This window comes from Oceanobacillus chungangensis, from assembly GCF_003369565.1.
GTDB classification, from domain to species: Bacteria; Bacillota; Bacilli; order Bacillales; family Amphibacillaceae; genus Oceanobacillus; species Oceanobacillus chungangensis.
The window spans coordinates 87,104-113,427 of the sequence record NZ_PIOD01000025.1 but is presented as its reverse complement, the minus strand read 5'-3'; the positions used below and the strand labels follow the sequence as shown (position 1 = coordinate 113,427).

General features: G+C 36.7%; 25 protein-coding genes. 3 read left to right on the top strand and 22 right to left on the bottom strand.

Annotation, left to right across the window (positions count from 1 at the left end; all coding sequences use genetic code 11):
- Positions 1–195: 195 nt before the first annotated feature.
- The 5 genes from CWR45_RS16780 to CWR45_RS16760 all read right to left on the bottom strand — a co-directional run bounded on the left by CWR45_RS16780 (position 196) and on the right by CWR45_RS16760 (position 5,960).
- Positions 196–1,164, bottom strand: a complete 969-nt coding sequence (locus CWR45_RS16780; RefSeq protein ID WP_115750993.1) for an NAD(P)-dependent alcohol dehydrogenase — start codon at positions 1,162–1,164, stop codon at positions 196–198.
- Positions 1,165–1,573: 409 nt separating this feature from the next.
- Entirely contained in the window at positions 1,574–2,230 is a 657-nt protein-coding gene (locus CWR45_RS16775) for an HAD family hydrolase (RefSeq protein ID WP_115750992.1), read from the bottom strand.
- Positions 2,231–2,315: 85 nt separating this feature from the next.
- Positions 2,316–3,035, bottom strand: coding sequence for a DUF6320 domain-containing protein (locus CWR45_RS16770; RefSeq protein ID WP_115750991.1), 720 nt, complete (start codon positions 3,033–3,035; stop codon positions 2,316–2,318).
- Position 3,036: 1 nt separating this feature from the next.
- Complete coding sequence (locus CWR45_RS16765; protein WP_245975446.1) at positions 3,037–4,305, bottom strand: alcohol acetyltransferase; 1,269 nt, start codon at positions 4,303–4,305, stop codon at positions 3,037–3,039.
- A gap of 443 nt (positions 4,306–4,748) precedes the next feature.
- Positions 4,749–5,960 (bottom strand): YecA family protein, encoded by a 1,212-nt coding sequence (locus tag CWR45_RS16760; RefSeq protein ID WP_115750990.1) that lies wholly within the window; start codon positions 5,958–5,960, stop codon positions 4,749–4,751.
- Between the two features lie 213 nt (positions 5,961–6,173).
- Here CWR45_RS16760 and CWR45_RS16755 point away from each other — a divergent pair, with 213 nt between their 5' ends.
- Positions 6,174–7,388, top strand: a complete 1,215-nt coding sequence (locus CWR45_RS16755) for a CynX/NimT family MFS transporter (protein WP_115750989.1) — start codon at positions 6,174–6,176, stop codon at positions 7,386–7,388.
- Positions 7,389–7,548: 160 nt separating this feature from the next.
- On the opposite strand, the gene CWR45_RS16750 is transcribed toward CWR45_RS16755, so the two are convergent.
- The 5 genes from CWR45_RS16750 to CWR45_RS16730 all read right to left on the bottom strand — a co-directional run bounded on the left by CWR45_RS16750 (position 7,549) and on the right by CWR45_RS16730 (position 12,865).
- The gene (locus tag CWR45_RS16750; RefSeq protein WP_115750988.1) at positions 7,549–8,556 is read right to left on the bottom strand and encodes a Gfo/Idh/MocA family protein; all 1,008 of its coding nucleotides are present in this window, start codon (positions 8,554–8,556) and stop codon (positions 7,549–7,551) included.
- A gap of 20 nt (positions 8,557–8,576) precedes the next feature.
- Positions 8,577–9,659 carry a Gfo/Idh/MocA family protein gene (locus CWR45_RS16745; RefSeq protein ID WP_115750987.1) on the bottom strand — a complete coding sequence of 361 codons (1,083 nt, stop codon included), beginning with the start codon at positions 9,657–9,659 and terminating at the stop codon, positions 8,577–8,579.
- A 34-nt stretch (positions 9,660–9,693) separates the two neighbouring features.
- Positions 9,694–10,518: a carbohydrate ABC transporter permease gene (locus tag CWR45_RS16740; protein WP_115750986.1), complete on the bottom strand. Its 825-nt coding sequence runs from the start codon at positions 10,516–10,518 to the stop codon at positions 9,694–9,696.
- Positions 10,519–10,530: 12 nt separating this feature from the next.
- Positions 10,531–11,397: a carbohydrate ABC transporter permease gene (locus CWR45_RS16735; protein WP_245975460.1), complete on the bottom strand. Its 867-nt coding sequence runs from the start codon at positions 11,395–11,397 to the stop codon at positions 10,531–10,533.
- Between the two features lie 103 nt (positions 11,398–11,500).
- Positions 11,501–12,865 carry an extracellular solute-binding protein gene (locus tag CWR45_RS16730; protein WP_211315986.1) on the bottom strand — a complete coding sequence of 455 codons (1,365 nt, stop codon included), beginning with the start codon at positions 12,863–12,865 and terminating at the stop codon, positions 11,501–11,503.
- A gap of 318 nt (positions 12,866–13,183) precedes the next feature.
- Here CWR45_RS16730 and CWR45_RS16725 point away from each other — a divergent pair, with 318 nt between their 5' ends.
- The gene (locus CWR45_RS16725; protein WP_115750984.1) at positions 13,184–15,403 is read left to right on the top strand and encodes a helix-turn-helix transcriptional regulator; all 2,220 of its coding nucleotides are present in this window, start codon (positions 13,184–13,186) and stop codon (positions 15,401–15,403) included.
- Between the two features lie 336 nt (positions 15,404–15,739).
- Here the strand turns inward: CWR45_RS16725 and CWR45_RS16720 are convergent, their stop codons facing one another.
- From CWR45_RS16720 to CWR45_RS16690, 9 genes are all read right to left on the bottom strand, one after another.
- The gene (locus CWR45_RS16720) at positions 15,740–16,084 is read right to left on the bottom strand and encodes a YdcF family protein (protein ID WP_115750983.1); all 345 of its coding nucleotides are present in this window, start codon (positions 16,082–16,084) and stop codon (positions 15,740–15,742) included.
- Positions 16,085–16,235: 151 nt separating this feature from the next.
- On the bottom strand, positions 16,236–16,391 hold the full coding sequence (locus CWR45_RS19940) for a hypothetical protein (protein ID WP_170138896.1): 156 nt from the start codon (positions 16,389–16,391) through the stop codon (positions 16,236–16,238).
- Positions 16,392–16,439: 48 nt separating this feature from the next.
- Positions 16,440–16,598, bottom strand: coding sequence for a hypothetical protein (locus CWR45_RS19935; RefSeq protein WP_170138895.1), 159 nt, complete (start codon positions 16,596–16,598; stop codon positions 16,440–16,442).
- 269 nt (positions 16,599–16,867) lie between these two features.
- A complete protein-coding gene (gene rpoN, locus CWR45_RS16715; RefSeq protein WP_245975459.1) occupies positions 16,868–18,166 on the bottom strand; it encodes an RNA polymerase factor sigma-54 in 1,299 nt (432 codons plus the stop codon).
- A gap of 327 nt (positions 18,167–18,493) precedes the next feature.
- Complete coding sequence (locus CWR45_RS16710; protein ID WP_115750981.1) at positions 18,494–18,709, bottom strand: hypothetical protein; 216 nt, start codon at positions 18,707–18,709, stop codon at positions 18,494–18,496.
- 162 nt (positions 18,710–18,871) lie between these two features.
- Positions 18,872–19,825 (bottom strand): aromatic acid exporter family protein, encoded by a 954-nt coding sequence (locus CWR45_RS16705; protein ID WP_281271873.1) that lies wholly within the window; start codon positions 19,823–19,825, stop codon positions 18,872–18,874.
- 196 nt (positions 19,826–20,021) lie between these two features.
- On the bottom strand, positions 20,022–20,426 hold the full coding sequence (locus tag CWR45_RS16700) for a hypothetical protein (RefSeq protein ID WP_245975445.1): 405 nt from the start codon (positions 20,424–20,426) through the stop codon (positions 20,022–20,024).
- Positions 20,427–20,703: 277 nt separating this feature from the next.
- Positions 20,704–21,663: a 3-hydroxyacyl-CoA dehydrogenase family protein gene (locus CWR45_RS16695; protein ID WP_170138893.1), complete on the bottom strand. Its 960-nt coding sequence runs from the start codon at positions 21,661–21,663 to the stop codon at positions 20,704–20,706.
- A 34-nt stretch (positions 21,664–21,697) separates the two neighbouring features.
- Positions 21,698–23,041, bottom strand: a complete 1,344-nt coding sequence (locus CWR45_RS16690; RefSeq protein WP_115750978.1) for an MFS transporter — start codon at positions 23,039–23,041, stop codon at positions 21,698–21,700.
- Positions 23,042–23,648: 607 nt separating this feature from the next.
- Here CWR45_RS16690 and moaC point away from each other — a divergent pair.
- Entirely contained in the window at positions 23,649–24,137 is a 489-nt protein-coding gene (gene moaC / locus CWR45_RS16685; RefSeq protein WP_115750977.1) for a cyclic pyranopterin monophosphate synthase MoaC, read from the top strand.
- A 169-nt stretch (positions 24,138–24,306) separates the two neighbouring features.
- On the opposite strand, the gene modB is transcribed toward moaC, so the two are convergent.
- From modB to CWR45_RS16670, 3 genes are read right to left on the bottom strand one after another with little or no spacing between them, the layout of a single operon-like run.
- Entirely contained in the window at positions 24,307–24,960 is a 654-nt protein-coding gene (gene modB / locus CWR45_RS16680; protein ID WP_115750976.1) for a molybdate ABC transporter permease subunit, read from the bottom strand.
- Positions 24,960–25,757, bottom strand: a complete 798-nt coding sequence (modA, locus tag CWR45_RS16675; protein WP_115750975.1) for a molybdate ABC transporter substrate-binding protein — start codon at positions 25,755–25,757, stop codon at positions 24,960–24,962. The genes modB and modA overlap by 1 nt, the downstream gene beginning before the upstream one ends.
- Before the next feature lie 13 nt (positions 25,758–25,770).
- A complete protein-coding gene (locus tag CWR45_RS16670) occupies positions 25,771–26,286 on the bottom strand; it encodes a MogA/MoaB family molybdenum cofactor biosynthesis protein (RefSeq protein ID WP_211315985.1) in 516 nt (171 codons plus the stop codon).
- Between the last annotated feature and the right edge of the window lie 38 nt (positions 26,287–26,324).

Genomic DNA, 26,324 nt, shown 5'->3' with positions numbered 1-26,324 from the left:
TAATCGACACTAAATTAGACATAAACTTCTAATTCAGTGTCGATTAGATAATATTAACAAACTATCAATCAAATAAAATATAGAGAATAGTGAGAACGCACCAGGTTGGCACTTGGGAGCTCGGAAAATACATAATAGCTCCATCCTTCTATCTTTTGAACTCGGCAAAATCCGAGGGGTGACAGCACATTGCACCTAAACAAGCAATACTACTTTTCCTTGAATATGTTCTTCTTCAAAATAGCGATATGCCTCTGGTGCTTCGCTTAGCTGAAAGGTTTTATCGATAATAGCTTTGACTTTTCCCTCTTCAATTAGCTCTCGTAAAAACTCAAGATCTTTTTGATTCGCTCTTTGCAAAAAGAGGCTCGCTTTCTTATTTCCACCAATAAAAAGAAGTGGTCCCAGCAGTAACGTTTGAAATAATTGGGAATTCCCGCCACCGACGTTTACATAGATTCCGCCATTGTTTAATTTTCGCTTATAAGTTGAAATAGACCTTGACCCATTTACACCTAATATTAGGTCATAATTCTGTTCCTGTTCAGCAAAATCTTCTTTTGTATAATCAATCGTATGGTCAGCACCTACTGTTTGGACGAGGTCTACATTCCTTGTACTGACAACCGCAGTTACTTCAGCTCCAAGCGCTTTAGCAATTTGAACAGCAAACAGTCCAACTCCACCTGTGGCACCATGAACTAAAACCTTCTGTCCTGGCTTGAGCTTACCTTTATTCCTGATGGCCTGTAATGCCGTAACTGCCGCCATCGGTACTGCAGCTGCCTCCTCAAATGATAGATTATGAGGTTTTCGGACAATTGCTTCTTCCGGAACAGCTGCATATTCGGCAAATGCACCCCATCCAGAGCCAGATAAATCACCAAATACCTCATCACCAGGTTGAAATTGGGTAATATTTTTTCCTACAGCTTCCACGGTTCCCGACATATCCCCACCTGGTATTGTAAATTTAGGTTTTCGCACACCAAAAACTAGTCGTGCAAGTAATGGGTACCCTTTTAATAGAAGCATATTTCCATAATTCATCGATGCTGCGTGAATTTTCACTAATACTTGGTTATCCAGTGGCTTTGGTTTTTCTATCTCATTAAATTGCAGTGTATCTGGCCCTCCGTATTCACTTGAAATAATCGCTTTCAATTGAATCCCCCCATATTTGCTTCCTTGGATTTTTCAATATCAGCTCCATTGTAATTTGGGAATGCAAGAACGTCATTGACTTAAGTTAAGATTAACAAATTATTTTTATATATTTATTCATACGCTTTTTAATTCTGCTTAATGACTCTGGGGTAACAATAAGATAGGTCCCCTTTTTGTATTCCTCAATTAGAATGGCCTCAGAAATTCTCTGTTGCTACTCTTCAGTAAGCGTAGTGAATTCAGTCATATACTTTAACAGTTTCGCTCTCATGTTATCCTCCCTCCTACCAGTATGAATCGCGAAAGCTATATCATTATTTTACTTGTTTAATCTTATATACTCAGCTTATATATAAAAAAGATATGATTTCCATAAATAATTGGAAATCATATCTTTTCAAAACATTCAGCTTTCACACTGAGAAACTGCTTTGCTTTCAATCTCTTTCATTGTATCAGCAAGCACTTCAAATTGATCAATACTATATTCATAATCAATCACTTCACCAAAGCCATATGCAGCAAAAATAAATGGAATTCCTGCTTCTCTTGCAGCCTGCTGATCACCATCCGTATCGCCAACGTAGACAGGGCTTGCCAACTGATTTCTCTCCATGATGAGCTTAATATTTTCACCCTTGGAAAGTCCGGTTCTACCTGGATTCTCATAATCTATAAAATACTTTTCTAAACCATGATAGTGATAAAAAGCTTCTATATACCCATCTTGACAATTACTCACGATGAAAAGCTTAAATTTTTTGGAAAGCATTTTTAATGTATGCTCCACATTTTCATAGAGGATGCCGCCCTGCTTTGCAAGATAACGATTTTCTATATTACAGCAAGCATGGATTATCTCTGCTCGTGTTTCCTTCTCCAATTCAGGTAAAAGCTTCTCCCCTAATTTATCAAAAGGAAGTCCCATTACCTGGCGCAAATCATCCTTCGTTATCTCTCTGTTTATTTGCTTATTTTGGGTCAAGACATTATTCCATGCATCCACTACAGTATCTACTGAATCCCATAATGTTCCATCCAAGTCAAAAATAATGCTGTCCATTTTATACACTCCTTCTTTAGATTGGATATAATCTAAACTGATTCATTTTTCGACACAGTTCAAGGGGCCAGGCACCTTAACCTGCTTACAAATGAAATTTTCTCGCGATTTTCTGCTTGATTCGTTCAGGCATGCCGTATTTAACATAAATCATAACTAATAATACTGGTATGATTTGTAATACCGTGACAATGAGCCAATTAAATGGATTTGTTTCATTTCGATAGTTATGGATAAAAAAGTTGATCCACATCGAAAGAATAACAATAGCCATAAAGAAGAATCCAATCATATTAAAACCTCTTACTGACAGTGCCCTAATGACACTCCAGTAACTGATACTTATCACAGTAGTTCCAGCAACAATTGGAAACGCTAATGGAAAAAACCACTGAAGGCTGCCATTGAGAATGTCTAGCCCAAGTAATAATATGAAAGCATCCAAGCCGATACCGATAATAACTTTGTAAAAGCTTTGTAGATAGCCGAATGAAAAATATAGAAATACCCACCCAGCAAGAATACTTAAGTTACTATATCTTGACCATGTAAACATTTCATTTACCTCATAGTCAATATAGAACAATAAGCAGACAGCCAAGAATACTAATAAGGTTATGAAAATAAAAATACGGTTAAGCACCCTTCTCAGGTAAGCAGGATAGGGATTAGCCGTTTTTGGAAATTTGCGGACTCTTACAACCGCATCTCTTTTTTCATTCACTTTTGGAATGTGGAAGCTGCATAATGGACAAGGCCGGTTGTCTTCCTCCACTTTTATTCCGCACTTTGGACAATAGGCCATCTTAAGTCTCCTCATCGTTTGTTTCTATCGTCACTTCAATTCCCAGCTCACGAATATTGCGAAAAAATTCCCGCTCAAGCATCCGATTTTTAGATAGGTTGCCAAAGGATATATAGACATGCTGATTATAGCTAATTAACATTGCCTTCACTTTATTTCCGATACTTGGAGGCGGGTAAGACTCTACTCTTTCGATAAACGGTTCCATCTCACTTGGCACTCGCACAATACCCAAGTTGGATAAGCCACTTGTATATTGGCCCTCTCCAAAAAAGGAATAAATAGATGGGGCAACAATATCCTTAATCGGAGATGGCATCAATCGTAAGACTAAAGATTTCTCGCTAATGACACTTCGTTTAATATACTGCTTTAATTTTTTCGGTGTAAGTAAACGACTAAATTCAATTTTCACCTCTTGAATAATTTCCTCGAATTCGTATTCGCCAAGCCTAGCATCAATCGATGGCGTAATACTTACAAAAAAATTCCTCATTGTACTAGTTTCAAAAAAAGATCGCATATTTACTGGGACGTTTATTACAATAGGCTTTTTCCGCCTTGAAGTTCTTTCCTGAATGTTTAACAGACTCTGGATATATACAGCAGTAAGCAAAATTGTAATTGAAACATCATACTCCTTTGCCTTTTTCTTCAACGCATTCACACCGATAATCCCGGTTACGATATGATAATACCCCTTTTTATCCAATTGAATCGGAAGTTTAAAGACTTTAGCCGATCGAGATCTCGGCGCAGGTATATTTTTATCATAATACTTTCGAAAGGAATTTTCTGTTTCCAGTCGAAGCTGCGTATTACTTATTGTCTCTCGTTTTAGTGGTACCGATTCCTTTAAATGAAGATATTGCTTAATGAGTTCATATAAAAACTTCAGCCCACCAGTGCCATCCGTCATACTATGCGATAATTCCAAGGAAATTCGGTTGTTAAAATAATATACTCGGTACGGGAAAGAACCACGCTTTTTAATTGATAAACTCATACATGGATAATAGATTTCTTTTTCTATCTTTGGAATTTGGCTCGTTCCTTCAAAATAATACCAAAAGAAACCTTGCTTTAATTGAACCTTAAAAAATGGAAATCGTTCCAACGCAGATTCCAGTGCTCTTTGTAGTAAAACTGGGTCAACCGGAGAGGTAAGTGTTGCGGACAATCTAAATAAAGTGGTCGCTCTGGAGGAGATAATGGATGAATATAGTTTTCCAGCATTATCCAGTCGATACCACAATTTGTCATCCTTCAATATTGCCACCTCCTACTCTTATTATTGAAAAATAATTGTACCATATAGAAAAGGCAAATAATAGACGCCACGGCTGAGCTTACCTCGCCCCAATTCCGGGTCGGTATCTCTTGGTTTGTCACATTCCGAGGTAGCGCATTGTTGAGGTATTAAGGATGGATTATTTGTATATAATACTTTCGGAGGTTAGATAGATCGTGTAGGTGTTAGGTTTTTTAATATAATTATCCTTCATCGTGCTGAAGCAATCAAAAGAAGAAGTGCACTGGACACTTCTTCTTTTAGAATGTTAGTTGAGAACCACACTTTCATCTGATCAGGTGATTGTCGTTTTTATTTTATTTTTCTAAGAGTAGATACATATCACTTCATTTCAATTGCGCTCTAATTTCTACTCTTCTGCAATTTTTGACAAACTTTGGAAGTGACGGGCACCGAATTCTCTACCTCCCACAACATTTCTTATATTTTTTTCCGCTTCCACATGGGCATGGGGCATTTCTGCCTATTTTTACTTTTTTCTTTGTTTCCCCATAATTATGTTCGGATGTTGCATTTGCTAATGGCTGGTTACTATTTGGGCTTAACTCCATTGATGTATGGCCTTTAAGAATCCATTTTTTAGTGTTATTCATCAAATTAATAATCATATTTGTTAACGCCTGGACATTTTCCATTGTTTTTAGCTCTAGCACGCTGCCTAAATATTGCAAGATCTCATTTGAACTATAATTCATTCTGATTGCATAGACGCACTCTTCCACATACATCTCTGCTAGTTCCCGGTCAACATCATATTTGTCCAAGATAAAGTTAAGCAATTGCAAATAACTCTCATTCCGCTCAACAAATTCCGGTTCCCCAGCTGTGAGAAGGTCGTTTTTTGTAAATGGATAATATGGCACATTCTCTCTGGACTGATGTTCTTCTACAATTTGTTTAGGATCGACCACCCTAATGTTTGAGTAACCATTTTCATCGATTTGGAAGTCTCTGCGATATGCCATTGCATCATGAATAACTGCAATATATTCTGGATAAGTTAATGTTTCACCAGTATGTTTCTCAACCATTTCTTCTAGTTGGTCGATACTTAACGTCCCATAATAATACAATAGACCTCTTGTCAGCTTAACCCAATTGGTATTTCGTTTTATTGTCGACCGTATGCCTACATCTGTACCTAGTGATAGGATCACTTTTGTAAGATCCTCAGGTAATACTAATACTTTCTTCTCATTAAACGTTCCTGTAAAGACTATCCCACTAGCACGAAGATAATTGATTTGATGAGCTACCATATCTGGAGACTCGATATATCCACCATTCCGAGCAATTTTTAATAATAAATTGAAACGCTCGTAATCTAGTTGATAAAAAAACGTTTCAACTAAACTAGGGATTTTCTCTTCTAGCAATCCACTTAGCTCCGCTTTTTTCAAGCCACTAGCATTTTTAATATCTAAGTTTTTCCTTATCTCATCTAAATCAACTTTTGTATATGTACTTAGCCCTTCATGCAACGTAAGTGGGACACTAATTTTACTCCAATATTTCTTATTTTGTTTCTCGTCAATATTGGACTGGGTATATTTTATACCATCTAGCATAATTAGCTTGTCTTGTTTTAATTCTTTATCTATTTTGTCATTCATAATATATATCACTACCTTCCAATCAACTATTATATCAAACTTACGTGAGTTTCTTAAGTATGGATTTAGTGGTCGATATGAAGCTTCTTACATCTATAGTTCCAAGTACTCCCAATCGCGTTATGATAATATGAGAAATATGAGATAAAATCATTATAATAAAGCAATTTACTCAAAAATAACCTACGAGCAGCAAATTAAGGAGTGAATTCAATGAATTTGAATTTGGAGAACACATCACAGCAAGAAAATAAGTTGTATCTATTTTTATTAATCACAGGAATTATCGTTATAGCATTTAATTTACGACCTGCAATTACATCTGTCGGTCCGCTCCTTGGCCTCATTCGCGACGATGTCGGTTTATCGAATTGGAGTGCGGGACTTGTTACAAGTTTACCACTTATTGCGTTTGCGATTATGTCACCGATTGCACCGAAACTTGGAAATCGTCTTTCATTTGAGCGTACTATGCTGTATGGATTAATCATCTTGTTAATCGGGATAAGTATTCGATCCATATCTAATATTTTCTTGCTTTTTGCTGGAACAATACTAGTCGGAGTTGGGATTGCGGTATTAAATGTTTTGCTTCCAGGTCTTATTAAGGACAAATTCCCATTAAAAGTAGGACTGATGACAAGTGTTTATTCCACATCGATGGGAATCTTTGCAGCTTCAGCTTCTGGACTCAGTGTCCCACTAGCGAGTGGGTTGAATCTCGGATGGCAGCTTGCACTGTTAACATGGATTATACCTGTGATAATCGGCATCATCATCTGGATATTCCTATCAAATAAAAATGAAATACATAACCAAACGAATGTAAAATATATTGGCACTAGTGGAAAAGGAATGTGGCAATCTCCTCTCGCCTGGCAAATCGCATGCTTCATGGGACTGCAATCTTTCATTTTCTATGTGACAATTTCCTGGCTTCCGGAAATTCTATATTCTAGGGGAGTAAGTTTGGAAACTGCAGGCTGGATGCTTGCATTTACGCAATTCATTGGTCTTCCAATAAACTTTCTCATACCAATTCTAGCAGGGAAAATGGTATCCCAGCGCGGTATTGCCATAGCAATGCCTCTTTTCACTTTTCTTGGTTACAGTGGATTACTACTCAGCGATTCCTATGCACTAATGATTATTGGCATTATCCTCATTGGTTTTGGACTAGCAGGAACTTTCTCCCTCGCACTAGCATTTTTGGCAATTCGAGCAAAAAACCCAGTGCACGCTGCAGAGTTATCTGGAATGGCACAATCCTTAGGTTATCTATTTGCCGCAGTAGGCCCTATTTTTATCGGGTATTTATTTGATTTCACAGCAAGTTGGACGGCACCATTAATTGCCATTATCATTATTTCCATATTTATTATGCTGTTTGGTTTAGGTGCAGGAAGAAATAAGTACGTGTTGGATTAGGTTGGGGTGATGAGTAATTTAAAATCATTTTTTATAATTAAAGTTTATTTCATAAAAATAACTGCCATGGGGAGTTGAATTATGTACTGATTCATCCCCATGGACATATAACTAATTCTTGAATTCTAAACTAGATCTCGTGATCGCTCTTATTAAACCCTTATTTTGTAAATTCTCGTATCTCTACACGCTTTCTCTCGGAATTAGATAGAGCTGCAGCCTGATTGACTAATGTTAAATTCAACACATCTTCTGTCGTAATAACAGGTAGGGTGTTTGAATTAATGGCGCTAACCCATTGCTCCATTGGTGTAGGAGTTACCTCCCAGTTCTCCTCCAATTTCACCCACTGATTATTATTGACATGAATACTATTGAGACTTGCATCGCCATCTTTCAGCATGATGGTGCCTTCTGTTCCATACAGTTCCAATTGAAAAGGGCTGCCATGTGATAGGAATCCTGTTTCAATAATTCCTATTGCTCCTGAATTATACTCAACTATCACTGCCGCACTATCATCTACGTCCATACTAGTCTGTGGCTGAAGTCGAGCATATACTGCTTGTACTGGACCGGCTAGTCGATTAGTCAAATAAATTGGATGTGCACCGAGATCTATAAGTGAACCACCGCCGGTTTTTTCTTTATCATAGAATCTCTCAGGAAGCCAGCCTTGTTCAGCATCACCAGCTACAACCCCGCCATTATGTGCCAATCGACAGCGTATCATTGTTAGTTCCCCTAGCCATCCTTTTTCAATTGCCTGATTGGCATATAAATAATCACTCTCTGTCAACCTTGGTAATGAGACCATCATTTTCACATCGTTTTTCTCGACTGTATTAAGGATTTCTTTGCTGTCCTCAATCGTAAATGCCAACACTTTTTCTGTAAAAATATGCTTTTTATGCTTTGCAGCTCCTACAATCACCTCTTTATGCATACTTGTTGGTGTAGTAACAATAACCGCATCGATATCTGTGTTTGACAAAACTGCATCCAAATCTTTTTCAAAAGGAACACCTAATTCATCAGCCCATAGCTCTCCGCGCTCTGGGTCCTCATCCCAAACCTGAACAATGTTAAGCTGCTCATTCGCCTCTGCTTCTCTTGCATAATCATCGGCATGGACATGCCATCTACTTAATAATGCTACATTTATCATATGTCTCTTACTCCTCTCCATTAATTAAAATATACCGCTTTACCTGTCTTCGCAGATTCATAGATTGCTTCCAAAATTTGCGTTACAACTAATGCCTCTGATGGTTTAACTGTCGGTTCAGTATCATTTAAAATGCTCTCAATCCAGAGACGAGCTTCTAATTCTGCATCACTTTCCTCCGTTCCATCATAAAAAGCAACACCATCCGCACCTAACTCAACGTTAGTTGTATAAAGCTTCCCGAAATTTTCCCCATTTATTCGTAAGCCATTCTTCATATCAGCTCCGCCCTCTGTTCCACTAAGCGAGCACTTTGCTTCATCTACATCAAGCGAATTAATCGCCCAGCTTGATTCAAGTATTATAGTTGCTCCGTTTTCCATTGTAATAAATCCAAATGCTGAATCCTCTACCGTAAATTTCTCTGGATCCCATGGTCCCCATGCATTTGCGGCATCCTTTTTCTTGCCAAGCTTATGAAATATAGATCCCATCACGGCTTTTGGTTTGTAATTGTCCATCATCCAAAGCGTTAAATCCAGTGCATGTGTCCCTATATCTATTAATGGCCCACCACCTTGTTTCTCCTCATCTAAGAATACTCCCCAAGTTGGAACGGCACGTCTCCGGATCGCATGTGCTTTAGCAAAGTATATTTCTCCTAAATCGCCACGTCTGCTGACCTTATGTAGATACTGGCTATCTGTACGAAAGCGATTATTGTACCCAATTGTTAGTTTTTTACCAGTTCTTTCAGCAGCTTCCACCATTCGTTCTGCTTCTTCTGAGGTTTTGGACATCGGTTTTTCACACATTACATGTTTCCCTGATTCCAGTGCTGCAATTGATATCTCCGCATGTGAATTATTCGGTGTACAGACATGAATAACATCAATAGCAGTATCCTCTAATAATTGCCTGTAATTGCTGTAAACTTTAGCATCCGCAATACCGTATTCTTTGGCTGCCTTCTCTGCCTTTTCTATTTCAATATCACAAAAGGCTACCAGCTCGACTTGTGTAACCTTTTTTAAGCTTGGAAGATGTTTGCCGTTTGCAATTCCTCCACATCCAATAATTGCAACTTTTAATTTTTCAGTCATTAGTATCATCCTCTATCTTTTAGTTTTTAAACAATTAACCCTTTGTAGCTCCGCCAAGACTAAACCCTTTAGACATATACCGTTGTGATAAATAATATAGAATTACAACTGGAGCAGAATATAGAACAGAGAAAGCTGCAAGCTCACCATAATTGACTAACCCATAATTCCCAAAAAACTGGAATATCGTAACCGATGCCGGCATTTTCTCAGGAGATTGAATTAAAATATATGGTACGAAAAAGTTCCCCCAGCTTCCTGTGTACGTAAAGATTAATACGGTAAATGTTCCTGGGAGCATTAAAGGGGCTACAATTTTTCTTATGCCTACCCACACGGAAGCACCATCAACCCAAGCAGATTCCTCTAACTCCAGTGGTACTGAATCCATGAAGTTTTTCATCATCCATATTGCATAAGGCAGTGATGTACCTGCCGTGAAAAGCATGACTGCCCATAACTTGTCCACGAAATTGAATATCAAAAACATTTGAAACACAGGAACAATAACTGCAGTCATCGGTAATGATGTGAGAAATAAAATTGTATATAGGAATGACTTTTTGTAGGATGGTTTGTACCTTGATAATGGATAAGCTGCTAGAATACTAACAAGCACTACAATAATAGATTGTCCGCCCGACAAGAATATCCCTATTAGAAATGATCTAATAATTGATGGATCACTTAAGATTCCTAAATAGTTATTAAAGGTAAACTTTTCAGGTATCTTTAGCGCTTGAATTGCTGAACTATCAATTGACGCTACCAGCATCCATAGCAGAGGTAAAATAAAAATAACCCCCAAACATACAAGTATGACATGATGTATTATTTTTTCTGTTCGCCCAATTCTCATGCTATTCTCCCCTTATATTTTTACCTTAAGAAATCTCATATACAGTAGACTAAATAGAGCCCCAATTATTAAGATTACTAATGAAATCGCTGTTCCATAGCCCAATTGGTAACTTACAAATGCTTGCTTGTACATATATACAGGTAAAGTCATGGTCGCGTTTCCTGGGCCGCCACCAGTCATTGCATAGATTAAAGTAAATACTCCTAAAGTTTGTAATGTCACTAGCATCAAATTGGTCGTGATTGTCCCTTTAACGATAGGTATTGTTATATTTCTAACAATTCTCCATCTGCTTGCACCATCCATGACTGCTGCCTCTTCTACTTCCAATGGTATATCATCGAGAGCGGCCTGAAATGCCATCATAGAGAACGCTGTTCCACGCCATATATTTGCAACTACAACACTAACCATCGGGTACTCAAAGAGGAAAGCAATTGGCTCAATACCTGATAGGGCTGTAATAATGCTGTTCATCGTTCCATTATCCCCTAAAAAGGCAACCCAGCTAAATCCAACAACTATTTCAGGAGTAACCCATGCTGCAATTACAGCAATACCAATTGCTCTGCGAAAGGTAGCATTTTTCCCCTTCATTAGGAATGCAATTAAAAATCCTAAAAAACATTGACCGATAATAGCAGAAAATAAAACAAAAATGAGCGTTTTTCCAATACTGTTATACAATTCCGCATCGTTAAACATTTGAATAAAATTTTCAAAACCTACGAATTTAAGGTTTTGTGCCTGTGATCCAGTTAGTGCCAGGTTGGTAAATGAAAATACGATTGTTAATAGCATTGGAGTAAGAAAGAATATTAATAGTAATATCAGTGCGGGTGATAAAAAAATTGACGACTTGATATTATCCGACATTTTCTTCTTACCTGAAATATTAGGTGTACCTTCCATTTCATTTCCCCCAGTTTGTAATTGATACCTGAAAATGAGGAATAAAATTTTATTCCTCATTCAACATTTAATAAACGTTTTCTTCCCCTACAATGTCTGATACTTTAGCTTTATAATTAGCAGCAGCATCTTCAGGTGACATTGTTCCGCTGGCTACCGCTTCTACTGCATTTTGAATCTCGATTGAAACGTTTGGATATAAGTCATTCTTTGGTCTGAAATGTGCATTTTCCAAGGCCTTCGTTGCAGGCTCTATTAACGGACGTTCTAAATAATCGCTGCTTTCTGCTGAATCTGTTCTAACTGTTAATGTGCCCCCAGTTAGCGCGCGCTTCGTCTGGTACTCCTCTGAGCTCATTGCCTGTATCACTTTCCATGCGACATCGTGATTTTTCGACTTCTCAGGGATAGACCAGCCCCATCCACCGGCCATCGTTACAGATCCTGGTTCTTCCCCATCCTTTGTTGGAAAAGGTGCGAAGCCAAGTGTTGCTTCAACATCTTCTAGTGGAGCCGCTCCACCTTCCATATAGTTCGCAATGTTCCAGTTTCCATCCAACACCATCCCAACACCACCATTTGGCAATAAATCCTGGGTCATAACAGAACTATAATTTGCATTAAGCGCAATTGAAAGAGATGGCCCTAAGTCACGCTTATTCATAATTTCATCAACAAAGACCAATGCGTCGGTAATTCCCTGTCCATTGACATTCCATTTTTCACTGTCACCATCATATAAAGTTTCCCCTGTTCCATAAAGCAGCATTTCGAATGTTTGCATGGAAACTGCCTCACCATTTGCCTTTGCGACATTCATTGCAAATGGTACAACGTCACCATTCGCTTCCTTTATAGTTTCAGCTGCGGCATATACATCTTTCCAGCTTACTGGCTGCCAATCAACTGGCAAGCCAGCCGCTTCAAAAACTTCTTTGTTATACCAAATACCCCGAGAATCCGTTGTTGTCGGTACACCATAAATAGTTCCATCATTACCTGTGGTTCCTGATTTTATATTTTCAATAAAATTATCCCATTCATCCCATGAATCTACGTACTCATCCAACGGTTTCAAATAACCCGCATTCGCATCGGCACTTAACATAAATGTGTCTTCAGATACGATATCCGGAGCTGTTTCAGCAGACTGCATCGTCAATGCTACCTTAGAGAAATAATCGCCTTCACTAGCGGTTATTGGCGATAGTACAATGTCGATATCTTCATTTTCTGATTCAAAGTCGGCCTCAAATCCCTCTAGATATCTCTTTAAATTATCTTTATCACCTAACCCTCTCCATGTAATTTTTATTTCAGTTTTGTCTCCTTCTGACTCTGCCTCACCACTCGCATTATCTGAATCCGAACATGCACTTAGCAGTAATATTCCAGATAATAAAATTGGTACAAACATTTTCCTTTTAAGCATCCATACCATTCCTTCCAATTTTTTTTAAATAGTAGATGTCAAAACTTTTCCTACTAGACTGGCTAAACACACCACCCTTCAAATTGCACTAACTAGCTCATTCAAAGTTGTATTTTCAGTATTGTCAACAATTGGTGAGTGCCTCCACGACAGTAATTGTAGCGCTTACATTTAATACCTGCAATATCAATTTTTTGTCATTATACTCAACTTTTGTTATATATCTACTATTCTGTATACTATTCTTCATTTTGTATATGATTTATGCTATATTAAATGTAAACGTTATCATCTTATTGAGGAGTGGACGTGCGAAGGATGAAAAAAAGAATTCTCAGAAGAACCTTTTATACTTTTTTCTCCATAATCTTATTGTACACACTAATGATAATCGCCACAGTTACACTTTTTAATTTTAATCATTTTTCCCAGCAAAACGATTATAAAAACCAAGTATTTTTGGATGCCGCCAGTCGTACAACTGACTCCAAAATTAACAGTGTAGCTCGTTATGCTTCAGCAGTTTCAAAGCAACCGAGTGTTCAAGATTATATTAGTAATTCAAATAGTTCCCTATTCTATTTTCCAGATATTTATGATGATCTCGTTAACAGTCTTTATTTAACTGATGATTTAAACATAGATGTAGGAATTACTAAGGTTTCAGATAACTATGTAGTTTCACAAGAAGGTTATTTTCCTCTAGCTGATTATCTGAATCAAATAGGTATTAGCAAAGATTTAATCACAGCACCTCATTTATTTGAGAGGGATCAAATTAATAACTTTTATTTACTCGAAGAAAAATTCTATCAAAATCAAAATAACACAATATTTATAAGCCAAACCTATTATCATCAATTGGATGAATACTTATATATTTTTATAAGCATCCCGAATGAAAAATTATTTCCAAAAGAACTGGCAAATATCTCTGGTACGTTTTATTTAGATGATAATAAACGCTCAACAGAGGAAATTACAACAGTAAAACAGAGTGAGAGCTTTGAGAAACTAACTAAAAATCATACGAAGGACAGTAAAATTCTATATAATATTCCTTCGTCTGTTGTAAACCTGCAATATTCTTATTTAGTAGTAGAAACCAAATTTCTTCAATTTGAACCAGATTCCTTATCTGTATTGCTATTATTTGCACTTTGCTTATTCTTACTTGGAGGAATTATCCTTTATTTCGCAACGATAAAAAGCTATAATCCAATTCAAGATATACTTAATGCGTTCAATAAAAATATGCCTATGCCTTTCAAAAATCATGTAAAAGATAATAGTGTAAGCGAATTGGATTATATAATTAGAAACATAGATGGCATTCAGGATAAAAATAAAGAGCTCGAGCACAAAATCAATGAATCATTATCTGTACTACAGGTTGAATTTATCTCCTCTGTTTTATTTGGCACGATAAATAAAGAAGAGATCCCGCATAAATTAACGGAACTTAGTATGGAGAAATATAATCGAGGCGGTATAATAGCGATTATATCAATCGCAAGTCCAGAATTGGAGTCAGAAAATGTCTCAAATACTAATTTACTAGTCTTGCGTAATAAGGTTATCACATTAATCAATAGTGTCAGTAATGATCTCCCCTTTATTCAAATTCCAATGGATTATAAAGACCTTTGCTTTATTTTCCCATCTAAAGAAGCGAAGAAAGTGGAAGATCAATTAAATAAGCTAACATCATATATTCAAAACGAATTGTCAATTAAGCTAACCCATTCTATTTCTGAGCCTGTAGAGAGCATCTATAATTTTAATACGGCATTTATTGAAGCCATTGAGTTAACGTTAAAAAAATACACATATGTTAACTCAATAGATTTATTCCCTGCTATCGAACCGTTACTAAACGATGAAAGCTATTCCTATTCGTTAGATGATGAAAGATTTTTAGTAAATGCCATCATCGATAATGATTTTGAATTAGCGGGAAAATTGATTCAAAACGTTTTGGAAACAAATCTGTTTCTTTTGGAATTGGATACAATAAATACGATAAAATTTAAATATGTACTTTTAAATACAGTCAAACGAATCCTAAATCATTACAATAAATCCATAAATGAATTTTCCCTTCAAAATAAAGGATTATTCGATTTGCTGAATAGCAATAATAAAGATGACATCTATTTTTCATTAAATAAGATTTTCGATATTCTATTTCAAACTTTTATTATCACATTTAAAGAAACATCAGATCCAACTACATTACGTATTTTGGAATATATTAATCAAAACTTTGACCAAGATCTTTCGTTGACGGATATCTCTATAAAGTTTAATTTAACGGAAGGTTATATTAGTAGAGTATTAAAGAAGAATGCTAACATTAATTTTAAAAAACACCTCAATAATTTAAAGATTAATAAAGCAAAAGAACTGCTTAAAAATGGAAATTACAAAGTAAATGAAGTTAGCGCATTGGTTGGTTATAAGAATGTAAATACTTTTATACGAACTTTTAAGCAGCAAGAAGGAATACCACCAGGAGAATTCTCTAAATTCCGTTGATATTTTGCTTCAACTTTTAAAAAACTAAGTGGAAATTGAAGAATGATAGGTATATGAATTGTAATGAAGCTCAGATTTGGTGGTAGACTCTCAAAAAAGGTTTAAGTTCCAATATCTTTATTTGCAATTTTATTAATGGTGGAGAAGTGAAACTATAATTAAGGATGCCCAACAAGGTTAAGAATGTTATGGTATCCTTAATTATTTCACTTCTTCCAAATTAGAATTTTGAGTCCCCCTCTTAGACCCTAGCTAATATCTTCATCATCAGTTCGAGCCAATATATACCTACACTGGTGATTCGACAGAAACCGGAAAGTGACAGGCACTAGCACTCTACCAATCGATGTACCCATACATTCTAAATGTATATCCTATATATTTTGTTAGTTCACTTAGGGTATAATGAATTTCATTCTTATTCATCACTAATGAATCGCCCATTACGATTCGGGCTGCAACGTATGTACGTTCAATCTCCGTATCCTTAAAAACTCTTTCAGAGGCTAATTTCGTTCTTCGTATATGATAGTCCGAGGACACAATGATTGCCGATTCTAATTGATGCATTTCCATCAAATCCTTAGTGTAAATCCCCGTATTATAGGGGCTTGTAGCTTGCTCTTCCAGAATCAATTGTTCTTCTGGTACACCTAACCCTATCGCCCTTTCGGCAGTCATTCCCGGTACATTTCCCCGAGGAAAGCATTAAATAATCTGCATATCCTTCATGAAACAATTAAACGGCTTTTTTTAGAAAACTTGGTTGTCACTACGCTCTTGGGTGACAGCCTTAGTTGCACTTATGTAGTAAGAAAGTTTTTATACTTTCTTAACTACCAAGTCGACCGACACCGCCATTCAATACAATGATAACGTCAGCCTTCTTCGGTTCTCCACTGATTACGAGGAATTCTCTTCCCATTAATAAAACGAGATAACAAATGATAACAACGACTATACCAGTTTTCACTACTTTCCGAAGCATGTTTTTAACCGATACCTTACAATTTGAAAAACTAAATAAAGAAATCTTTTACTTTCCTATGAGCTCTAATTTTCCTTCTAATGTTATATAGCTTTTTATTTCATCCACTAAAAATTGAATAACCTCTTCAGCAGTTTGCATTTTATTGCTTTCCGTTTTTTCAATCACACTAGTTAGTAGTCTTGTAAATCGTTCTTGTTCACTCATCCAATTCCCGCCTTTTATTAAGTAGTAATCCGTTACTAAATTATATTGTACTATATCATAGTCTTTGACGAGATAGTGTCGAAATTTGGCCTGTTTTCAAAAAAAATCATATTATAATTATATTAAACAATAATGACGATTAATCAATTCTTCATTCAAGAGAAGTAAATGAAAACAAAATAAAAGCATCCTCCTGCTCTCCAAATGGAGTGGGAAGGACACTTTTATTGTCATCTATCAATCTAGTTAAAGTATTTCAGGTGAACATCCTAAATCCTAATTTCCTTCCGCTTACTTGAAGAGGGGATATTAAGTTCCTCCCTATACTTTGCTACCGTTCGCCGTGAGATTGTAATTCCCTTTTTTGTTTTAAAGTAATCTGCAATTTTTTGATCTGAATGTGGTTTGTATTTATTTTCCTCTTTTATATACTCTTCCAGCAATAATTTTACTTTTGTTTGTGAGGTACTATTTCCATCCTCAGTTTCTAATTTTGAAGTAAAAAAAATGCGAAAATCAAACGTACCTTCTGGAGTTTGGAGCGTTTTGTTAGATGTAGCCCTGCTTATAGTGGATTCGTGCATATTAATCTCGTCAGCAATTTCCTTTAATGTTAAAGGTTTTAGTGCTTTAAAACCTTCGTTGAAAAAAGCAGATTGTTTCTGTAAGACAGCCTCTGTGATTTTCAAAATAGTACTTCTTCTTTGCTCAATGCTATTTACTAGCATTTGGTAGCTTCTAAATTTATCTTGGACATAATTTAAATCACTTTTATCATATAGCCTATCTGTATATTGACTGTTAAAATTGATTTTAGGTAAATAACCATCATTTAAATAAACGTCAAGCTTTCCATCATTCTTTTCAAGAATAATATCTGGATATAGATATTCCGTCTCCCTTGACTCCAAAATACATGGTCTGGGATTTAATGTTCGAATAAGGTCGAAGGCAGCCTTGACTTCAGTTAAACTTATATCCAAAGACTTCGCAATTGCCTGCCATTTTTTATTTGCTAAGTCCTCTAAATAATTGATTACGATTTGTTCTACTACTTCTTCTTCTGGATAGTAGTAATTTAATTGAAGCAAGAGGCATTCTGATAAATTCCTCGCACCTACTCCAATGGGCTCTAACTGTTGTAATAATGTTATCCCATTTTTTACTGCTTTTTCATCAATCTGAAGAAGTGTAGAAATTTCTGCTACTGTAAGAGGTAAGTAACCATTTGCATCTAAATTATGAACCAAAAATAAAAGAATGTTGCGCTCCTGTTCTGCTATGTCTAGCCAACGCACTTGCTCGGTTAGCCTTTTTCGTTCATCTTCTTCATTATTTGCTACAAAGTCAATTGGATTTTTCTTAGAATAATCGGTACTCCCTAGTTTCGAATTTCTTTCAAAAGTGAAATGCTGCTCTTCCTTTTCGACCAATTCAATTAACGGATTTTCTGACTCTTGATTTCTGATAAAATGATATAAATCAATGGTTGAATATTGTAATAATGAGATTGCTTGTCTTAACTCCACAGTCATCATTAGATTGAGTTTTTGTTTTTGTTGAAGCACAAGTTCCAATACGATTCCTCCCATAGATGGAATACCTTTGATACTTTTTATACACCGTGTAAAAGAATTTAATTGTAAGCGTTGTCATCACCCTTTATTATAATATAAGTTCTCAGAAAATTCGAGTGGTATTTGAAAGTTTAACAGTCGGGGAAACTTGTGAGATACAGATAGAAACATATGATATTGTTTTTTGGAATTCAATAATAATAATGATGGAATAAACAATTCTGCATTATATAAAAATGCACCTCTAATTGTAAGATTGTATTAAACAATTAGGGTGCATTTCACCATCTTTTACCAATTGAGGACTGATATGGAGTATTACCTGATCTTATTTAATATTTCCTTAGGCACAAGTTCCCTTAAGCTATTATTGTCCGTATTTTCCAGTACTGTTACCAAAGCGTAAAATTGTGAAAACTTATATTCGAACTCATCTGCATCTGTTGGATATTCTTCTACATAAAGTTGTGTAAGTTCGAGTGCAACATCAAGTCTGCTTCTTTGCATAATTGGTAATACATTATTGTTCGACATTTCCTCACCCCTTTGTAATAATATTCTTTATTAATTGGTACAAACCCTTCTTATTTATTTTAGATAATTGATTTTATTAACTGGAAATACCTAAAAGGTAATAAACGGAACACCAGTCTTCCGACATATTTATACAAAGACCCAGGGGTGCCAGGCATCAACTTAACTCGTTCTTGCAAAGAGTTTCTTCTTAATGTTTAAGTAGTTTTCTATTTCAAAAATTAAGTAAAATAGATTCGCCCTTATTTCGAATTCTTCCCTTGTCTTTGGCAGCTCTGTTTCGCGGATGGATGCCATACACTCCTCTAACTTATGCAGCATGCTGTCCGTTGTATCTCCTGAATGAACGTTTTGGCTTAAATAAGCAAGGAATTCTGCAAACATTTCTTTCTGTTTTACATGCAGGTCCGAAGAAGAGACAATAGCAACAATTTTTATCATGTGTTTTAGGAGTATCAGCTGATCCTCACGCATTTCCAGATAGTAATAATCTTTATTTAGCTTTCTTAAAAGATGATTTTCTACATCTTGAATAGCTATGCTTTTTGCTTGATTAATGATTTCTTCTGCTTCAATAATTTCCTTCCCATTCCATTTTCGCTCACTATCCCTTAAATATGCAGAGAATTCATAAAGAATCACAGCAAACTTTTGTTCAATTTTTTTCTTATAAGTATCTATATCCCTCTTGAGATTTGGCATAAAGCTGTTAACAAGCAAGGCAATTCCCATGCCAATGAAAATAATATAGAGCTCGTTCAGAAAGATATCCAAGTTGGCATCCTTCACTGTATAAATATGTAAAACGACTACCATACTTGTGACAAAACCAGCTTGTATACGGGCTTTCACAAGGATAGGAACAAAAAATAAAATAAAGAAGGAAAAGACAATTGGATTATAACCAAATACTTCAAAAAACACTGCACCAATAATCAAGGATAATAGAGATGCAAAGAACTTTTTTTGTATTGTATTTAAAGTCTTTTTCTTTGTCTTCTCGATACACATAATGACGATGATGGCTGCAAATGTTGCAAATTCCAAATCGAGTAAACTCGCAATCCAAATTGCCAGCCCCGCTCCTACAGCAGTTTTCATCGTCCTATAGCCCATGCCAACCATACGAAGCACCATCCTGTTGTTTAATATGTAAATGGTTGCATATTTCTTTAGAAACTGCAAGGCTTTATGATAAATAGAGGTATACAGGATATTACAGAATGTATGGAGTAGAAATCCCTACAAAAAACTGTAAGAGAAATGGATTATAGATTTAGAATCATTTAATTGAGCAGAAGGGTTATACCTACTAATCTGAGTATGTACCTCCTGGTAAAGTAAATAAATAAAACCCGTTGTCTCCTCTTAACTGCCAACCCTCGAAATAATTACTGTCGTGAAACAACTCAAGATAAATGCTTCCTTCAAATTCCACAACTAAATCAGAGATTCCTTCAAAATGTATGATATTTATTATTCTTCTACCTAATAAAATCTTTTCCACATTTTTATGCGAATATCCATCAGGTTTTTGGATACAGTCTGAATAACCTATTAATACTTCATTAGAGGCTTGTAATCTCCATGGACATTCAATGATTAAACCAGCCGTTTCAAAAGCCACTCCCAAAGGTAAGTTCTTTTCTGTATTTACCTCAGTTACCTTCTGACCAATAAAATATGTAAAATCTATATTACTTATTTTTTTATACACGCTCAACCCTACCCTCAGGATAATTCACTTATTTATAGTCTAAAGCTTTCCACCTTGTATTAATACTTCTTTTAAAACTTACTTGCCCCTTTAAGTACAATCTTTCACAAATTTATCTTATCATATATTAGTAATTATAAAAAAATTAGTGATAGTTCCTGTCATTTAAGAATTAAAAGCCGTCTGAAAATTTCAGACGACTTTTTTATTGGTCAATTTTAATGAACCCCTAACTCAACCTTTTGATTAATGGTATAGCCAACTTCATCGTCACTTATCATTTTGAAGATGAAACAGTGTCCTTACTCACTTTACTATTTTGTAACTTTAGAAGATCTAGGAAATGATCATCTCTTGTATGGATAGCTTTTTCACCATTATCATCATATTTGTAAAAACCTTGATTTGTTCGAATGCCTAGTTGATCATTTTCCACCATTTCCGATAAGAAAGATGGAACTTCTCTAGTATTTGAAAGATCTTGCATTATATTTCCTACCATTGCTTGAGTTGTTTGCAAACCGGCTAAATCCTGACTTTCCATTGGACCGCAGAAGGCCCATTTAAAGCCCATGCTTCCTTTCATAGCGATATCGATATCCTCTGCGGTAGCTACTCCTGTTTCAATTAAATGAAACGCTTCGCGGAGCATCGCTACTTGAACACGGTTGACGATAAAGCCTGTAATCTCTTTTTTTAGAACTACTGGAGATTTTCCAATTTCCTTCATTAAATCATAGGTTATGTTTACAATGCTTTCATCGGTCTTCTCGAATTTAACAATTTCCACAATTGGAACAAGCTGTGGTGGGTTAAAAAAGTGTGTAATGATAAATCTCTCAGGATGCTTCGCCCTTTGCGTTAGCTCTTTCAACTGAAACGTAGAAGTATTAGATGAAATAATCGTTTTCTCTGAGACAGCGCCTTCAATAATGTCATAAGTATCTAGTTTTTGTTCAAGTACTTCTGGAATTGATTCAAGTATGAAGTCAGCATCCTGAATAGCTTCATGCAAATCTGTCGTATATGTGATACGGGATAATACCTGTTCCATTTCAATTTCAGTTAGCATTGCTTTATCAACCATAATTTTCAAGCTGTTTGTAATTAGTTCTCGGGCTTCCTCCAGAGATGTCTCACGCCTCGCTCGAATGCGTACATTCTTTCCAGCTTGAGCAAATAATTGAGCTGCACCATGTCCCATAATTCCTGCTCCAAGTATTGTAATATTTTCCATTATAATACCCCTTTTCATATGATGTAATTTAAAATCATGTAGCAACCTTTTCCAATTTCGGCTCGTCCGTAATTACTTTTCGACCTTGTTGATTGGCTAAGAATACAGCAAATGCCGCAATGACTCCTGGAATGGCAAAGATAAAAAAGTTTAGCTGTAACGTTAAGTTTGAAGCAAGTAAAATACCGCCAATCGTTGGTCCAAGTATTCCACCAATCCGTCCAACTGCTAATGCCCATCCTAATGCCGTTGAGCGCATCGTGATCGGATAGAATTGAGAAGTATAGGAGTGTGTAAGGTTTTGTGTTCCTACTGTTGCCGCTCCTGCAATCGCTAGCATTACATACAACAATATCATATTTGTTGCAAATCCAAGGCTCGTAATCGAAACAGTGGCAAGCAAAAAGAACAGAATAAGCGCTCTACCAACACCCCAACGGTCTGCTAACCATCCCATTAGAATTGCACCGATTGTTGCTCCAACATTCAATGCTAGAAGGAAACTTAAACTTGAACCAAGAGGGAAACCGGCTTCGGTCATGAATTTAGGCAGCCATGTATTCAATCCATAAATCATCAGCAGTGACATAAAGTACGTTAACCAGATCATTACAGTTAATAGGCCTCTTTTTTCAGTAAATAGATTTTTAACTGGAGATGAAGTTTCTTTAGGTTTATTCAAAACAAATGTTTCATTTTCAGAAGGTGTATACGTTGGATTGGCTTTTACAAGAATCTTTTGTATCCCTTTTTGATCATTTTTATTAACCAGAGATCCAACTGAGTCTGGTAATACTTTCGCTAAGAATGGCAAGAATAATAAAGGAATGGCACCAAAGAAGAATACTGACTCCCAACCAAAATTAGAGATTAGAAGCATACTTAGAAAAGCAGCAATAACCCCACCGATGGAATATCCGGCCATAATCGTAGCGATCATTCGGCTGCGCATTCCTTCTGGAGAATATTCGCTAATTAGCCCAATAACATTTGGCATCATTCCACCTAGTCCTAAACCAGTAATGAATCGGAACAGCCCAAAAATTTCGGGACTCGGAGCTAATCCAGCAAGAAGCATAAATAGACTGAAAATCGCAACACAAATCAAGATAATCTTTTTTCTGCCTAATTTATCTGCCAACGTTCCAAAAATTAACGCCCCAAACATCATTCCAAATAAGGCATAACTTCCATACCTTCCTGCCTGAACAGCAGAAATTCCCCATTCATCCATTAGAGTTGGAACTACTGCGCCATAGATAGTTAAATCAAAACCATCAAACAGCATTAATAGTGCACCCCAAAAAAGTAACATCCAATGGAATTTATTCAATTTTGTTTTTTCAATCAATTTTTCAGCATTTGTTGTCACATGCATTGCCTTCTCCCCCTTTAATTCCATCTTCTTAAGCAGTGGTAAAATAATTGAATAATTAGAGACAAAAATAAATTCCGTGATATTACTGCATTGCTCAAAAGGATCTTGCGCTTTTACTCTTAGACTGCAATTTCTTATTAAAACGAAATCTCTCTTTTGTTAGCGCTTCCAACAATGCGTAAAAACATTAAATGTTATGGCTTGTGTTCATTATATCTCTTAAATTCCTTCTAGGAGAAGGTTACTGTTCCTCTATAAGCAACACTCGAAATATTTTTTGACTATTTTATCTTTTGTGGATTTCCCCTGCTACTTGCGTCAAATCAAGCATTATTACTTGCGATTAATAATAAAAGATTATTCAATTTCTCTTCACAAAAGATGCTTATGCTGATTCCTGGGAATTATTGCTTGATGAAGAAGAGATGAGATGAAATGGAGAGAAGTGAAATTTTACAGTGGATTCACCATCCTTTAAGAAAGTCTCTATTTTAAAGTGAGCCAATAAAGTTCGACATATTGACAGAATCCGGGAAGTGACAGGCACTACGAATACCTCTATAATTAATGTTATCAAGCCCTATTCTAATAAAGAAAGGTGATCAATTTGACAGAATTCACGCATTTTAATGAACAGGCAAGAGCTAAGATGGTTGATATTACAGAGAAAACGGAAACTGCTCGTAAAGCAATCGCCCATTCCAGTGTGCAAATGAGTAAACATGTCTATGAAAATATTACACAACATCAGAATAAAAAGGGAGATGTGCTTGCTGTTGCACAAGTCGCAGGGATTATGGGCGCAAAGCAGACACCAGCGGTCATCCCAATGTGTCATCCCATCCTGCTAGGTGGCGTAAATCTATCCTTTGAATGGAAAATCAGTGAAAACGAGCAGTATGAATTATTAATCGCTGCAGAAGTGCAAACCGTAGGGTCTACTGGGGTAGAAATGGAAGCGCTAACTGCAGCCTCAATTGCAGCATTAACTGTATATGATATGTGTAAGGCCGTCGACAAAGCAATGATCATCGGACCAACCTACTTACAGGAAAAGAGCGGTGGCAAGAACGGAGATTATATTAGGAAAGATTAATATGATGGAAGCCCAGCGATTTTGTGTGTGGTTCGCTCGATTTGTGCGCAGGGACGCTCGATTCAACCCGGAGTCGCTCGATTTGGCCTGGGCTCCGCTCGGTTAGGTGCTCTTTACGCTCGATTTCTTCACAGACTTGCTCGGGTGCGGCTCCCTATCAAATCAACTATCATCCTCTTGTCCTATTAATAAATAATAGAAGGATGAAAGAAAAGCTGATACTAATTAATACATAATACCAGGCGACATCCGTTCTCCCCGATTCGATTGCTAAATAAATTGCGGTGGGAATTGTTTGGGTATGGCCTGGGATGTTGCCAGCAAACATAAGGGTTGCACCGAATTCGCCGATGCTTCGGGTAAACCCGAGGATGACTCCTGCCAAAATCGAACGATACGATAACGGGACAATCATCAGGAGAAGCAATTTCCACCTGGATGCGCCATCTACTTTTGCTGCACCGATGATATTTGAATCAACCGAGAGAAAGCCTGTTTTGATTGATTGATACATAAGTGGAAAGGCGACGATAGCTGCAGCGATAATTGCTGCAGGAACAGTAAATAAAATACTGCTCCCGGCCATTGCTTCGATTGCTCTTCCTACTGGACTGTTATTCCCGAAAATAATGATTAGCATAAAGCCAATTACCGTTGGCGGTAAAACAAGGGGCAAAAAGAAGATCGTTTCAATAATTGCCCTTCCTTTTGCCCTTCCGCCTGCAATCCAATAGGCAGCGAGGATTGCTAAGATAAACGTGATACAGGTTGCAATTGTTGCGACATATAGTGAGAGCTGTACTGGATGCCATGACCATTCCATCACTGATTCACCGGCGCTTTCGTATCAAATCCATATTTCGCGAATACTTTCATACTGTCTTCTTTTTGCACATATTGATAGAAACGCTCCACTGCTTCTGCTTTTACATCATCTTCCTGTTTCTGGTCATTTTTGAGGGATGCGACAAAGTATTCGATTTTCTCATGGAGACTATGGTCAACCTCCCAGGCGATTTCTACATTCTCTTCTCCGTACAAATCACTGCTGTAAACCAACCCCAGATCAACGCCACCTTCTTTGACAGCGTTCAGCACCTGCCTTACATCCTTTGTAAAGACGATGCGGCCTTGAAGCTGTTCCCATACTCCAAGTTTCTCCAATGCTTGCTCAGCATACGTTCCAGCAGGTACTGCCTCAGGTGTGCCAATCGCTATTTTCCCATCTGAATTGATAAAATCCTCCAATGATTTCATTGTTCCATCCTCTTGCTGAAGGAAGACTAATTTATTGCGAAAAATAGCGGAGCCATCATTAACAAACCCGCCTTCCTCTAAAAGCTGATAATCCTTTTTAGAGGCAGAAAAGAAGAGATCGATTGGTGCACCTTGTTCAATTTGCTTGCGAAGTGTACCAGAACCGCCGAAATTATAAGTGATCTTAATATCTGGATTTTCTTCTTCAAATACCTCTGTTATTTCGTTTAAACTGGCCATCATACTGGCAGCAGCCGAAATTGTAAGCTCTGTTTCTTCTGTCACATTGCTAGACCCTGATGCTTGTCCGCAGCCAGCGACAAATAAGATAAGAATTACCATAGAGAGTAGTAGTCGGTTCATTGATTTTGCTCCTTCACTTTTGAAGATCTTTCGTAATTTCCTTTACAGCATGTACTAGCTCAGGCAGAATCAGTTTCTCCATAGCTAGTTTTACCGCACCTGTTGAACCTGGTGTTGCAAAGAGGATGCGATTATTCACAACGCCAGCGATTGCTCTTGATAACATACTTGCTGTTCCAATATCGAATTGATAGCTCAAATAGCGAAATAATTCTCCATAGCCTGGCAATTCCTTATCCAGCAATGGTTGAATCGCTTCGATTGTCACATCACGCCCGGAGATTCCAGTGCCACCATTTACAAGCACTGCATCAATATCTTCACGCTGGATTGCATGCTCAATTGTCTTTGTAATCGTATCCCTGTCATCAGGAGTAATAATATAGTAATTTATTTCATGTCCTGATTCCGCAAGTAAAGCTTTCATTAATTTCCCACTTTTATCTGTTTCTTCATTCCGTGTATCACTCACTGTTACGACTGCACATGATACATTCATAGCATTATATTTATGATGTTCGTTTGCCATCGTTATTCCTCCATTAACCCACTATTCCATCCGCATTA

What these genes read in the sequence shown, in the direction of transcription:
- CWR45_RS16730 (WP_211315986.1), bottom strand. Translation starts at nt 12,865, where the DNA reads ATGCTTAAAAGGAAAATGTTTGTACCAATTTTATTATCTGGAATATTA.
- CWR45_RS16755 (WP_115750989.1), top strand. Translation starts at nt 6,174, where the DNA reads ATGAATTTGAATTTGGAGAACACATCACAGCAAGAAAATAAGTTGTAT.
- CWR45_RS16775 (WP_115750992.1), bottom strand. Translation starts at nt 2,230, where the DNA reads ATGGACAGCATTATTTTTGACTTGGATGGAACATTATGGGATTCAGTA.
- CWR45_RS19940 (WP_170138896.1), bottom strand. Translation starts at nt 16,391, where the DNA reads ATGCTTCGGAAAGTAGTGAAAACTGGTATAGTCGTTGTTATCATTTGT.
- CWR45_RS16760 (WP_115750990.1), bottom strand. Translation starts at nt 5,960, where the DNA reads ATGAATGACAAAATAGATAAAGAATTAAAACAAGACAAGCTAATTATG.
- CWR45_RS16695 (WP_170138893.1), bottom strand. Translation starts at nt 21,663, where the DNA reads ATGGAAAATATTACAATACTTGGAGCAGGAATTATGGGACATGGTGCA.
- CWR45_RS16710 (WP_115750981.1), bottom strand. Translation starts at nt 18,709, where the DNA reads ATGTCGAACAATAATGTATTACCAATTATGCAAAGAAGCAGACTTGAT.
- CWR45_RS16770 (WP_115750991.1), bottom strand. Translation starts at nt 3,035, where the DNA reads ATGGCCTATTGTCCAAAGTGCGGAATAAAAGTGGAGGAAGACAACCGG.
- CWR45_RS16690 (WP_115750978.1), bottom strand. Translation starts at nt 23,041, where the DNA reads ATGCATGTGACAACAAATGCTGAAAAATTGATTGAAAAAACAAAATTG.
- CWR45_RS16720 (WP_115750983.1), bottom strand. Translation starts at nt 16,084, where the DNA reads ATGACTGCCGAAAGGGCGATAGGGTTAGGTGTACCAGAAGAACAATTG.
- modB (WP_115750976.1), bottom strand. Translation starts at nt 24,960, where the DNA reads ATGGAATGGTCATGGCATCCAGTACAGCTCTCACTATATGTCGCAACA.
- CWR45_RS19935 (WP_170138895.1), bottom strand. Translation starts at nt 16,598, where the DNA reads ATGAGTGAACAAGAACGATTTACAAGACTACTAACTAGTGTGATTGAA.
- CWR45_RS16670 (WP_211315985.1), bottom strand. Translation starts at nt 26,286, where the DNA reads ATGGCAAACGAACATCATAAATATAATGCTATGAATGTATCATGTGCA.
- CWR45_RS16740 (WP_115750986.1), bottom strand. Translation starts at nt 10,518, where the DNA reads ATGAGAATTGGGCGAACAGAAAAAATAATACATCATGTCATACTTGTA.
- CWR45_RS16750 (WP_115750988.1), bottom strand. Translation starts at nt 8,556, where the DNA reads ATGATAAATGTAGCATTATTAAGTAGATGGCATGTCCATGCCGATGAT.
- CWR45_RS16735 (WP_245975460.1), bottom strand. Translation starts at nt 11,397, where the DNA reads ATGTCGGATAATATCAAGTCGTCAATTTTTTTATCACCCGCACTGATA.
- modA (WP_115750975.1), bottom strand. Translation starts at nt 25,757, where the DNA reads ATGAACCGACTACTACTCTCTATGGTAATTCTTATCTTATTTGTCGCT.
- CWR45_RS16745 (WP_115750987.1), bottom strand. Translation starts at nt 9,659, where the DNA reads ATGACTGAAAAATTAAAAGTTGCAATTATTGGATGTGGAGGAATTGCA.
- CWR45_RS16725 (WP_115750984.1), top strand. Translation starts at nt 13,184, where the DNA reads ATGAAAAAAAGAATTCTCAGAAGAACCTTTTATACTTTTTTCTCCATA.
- CWR45_RS16705 (WP_281271873.1), bottom strand. Translation starts at nt 19,825, where the DNA reads ATGGGCTATAGGACGATGAAAACTGCTGTAGGAGCGGGGCTGGCAATT.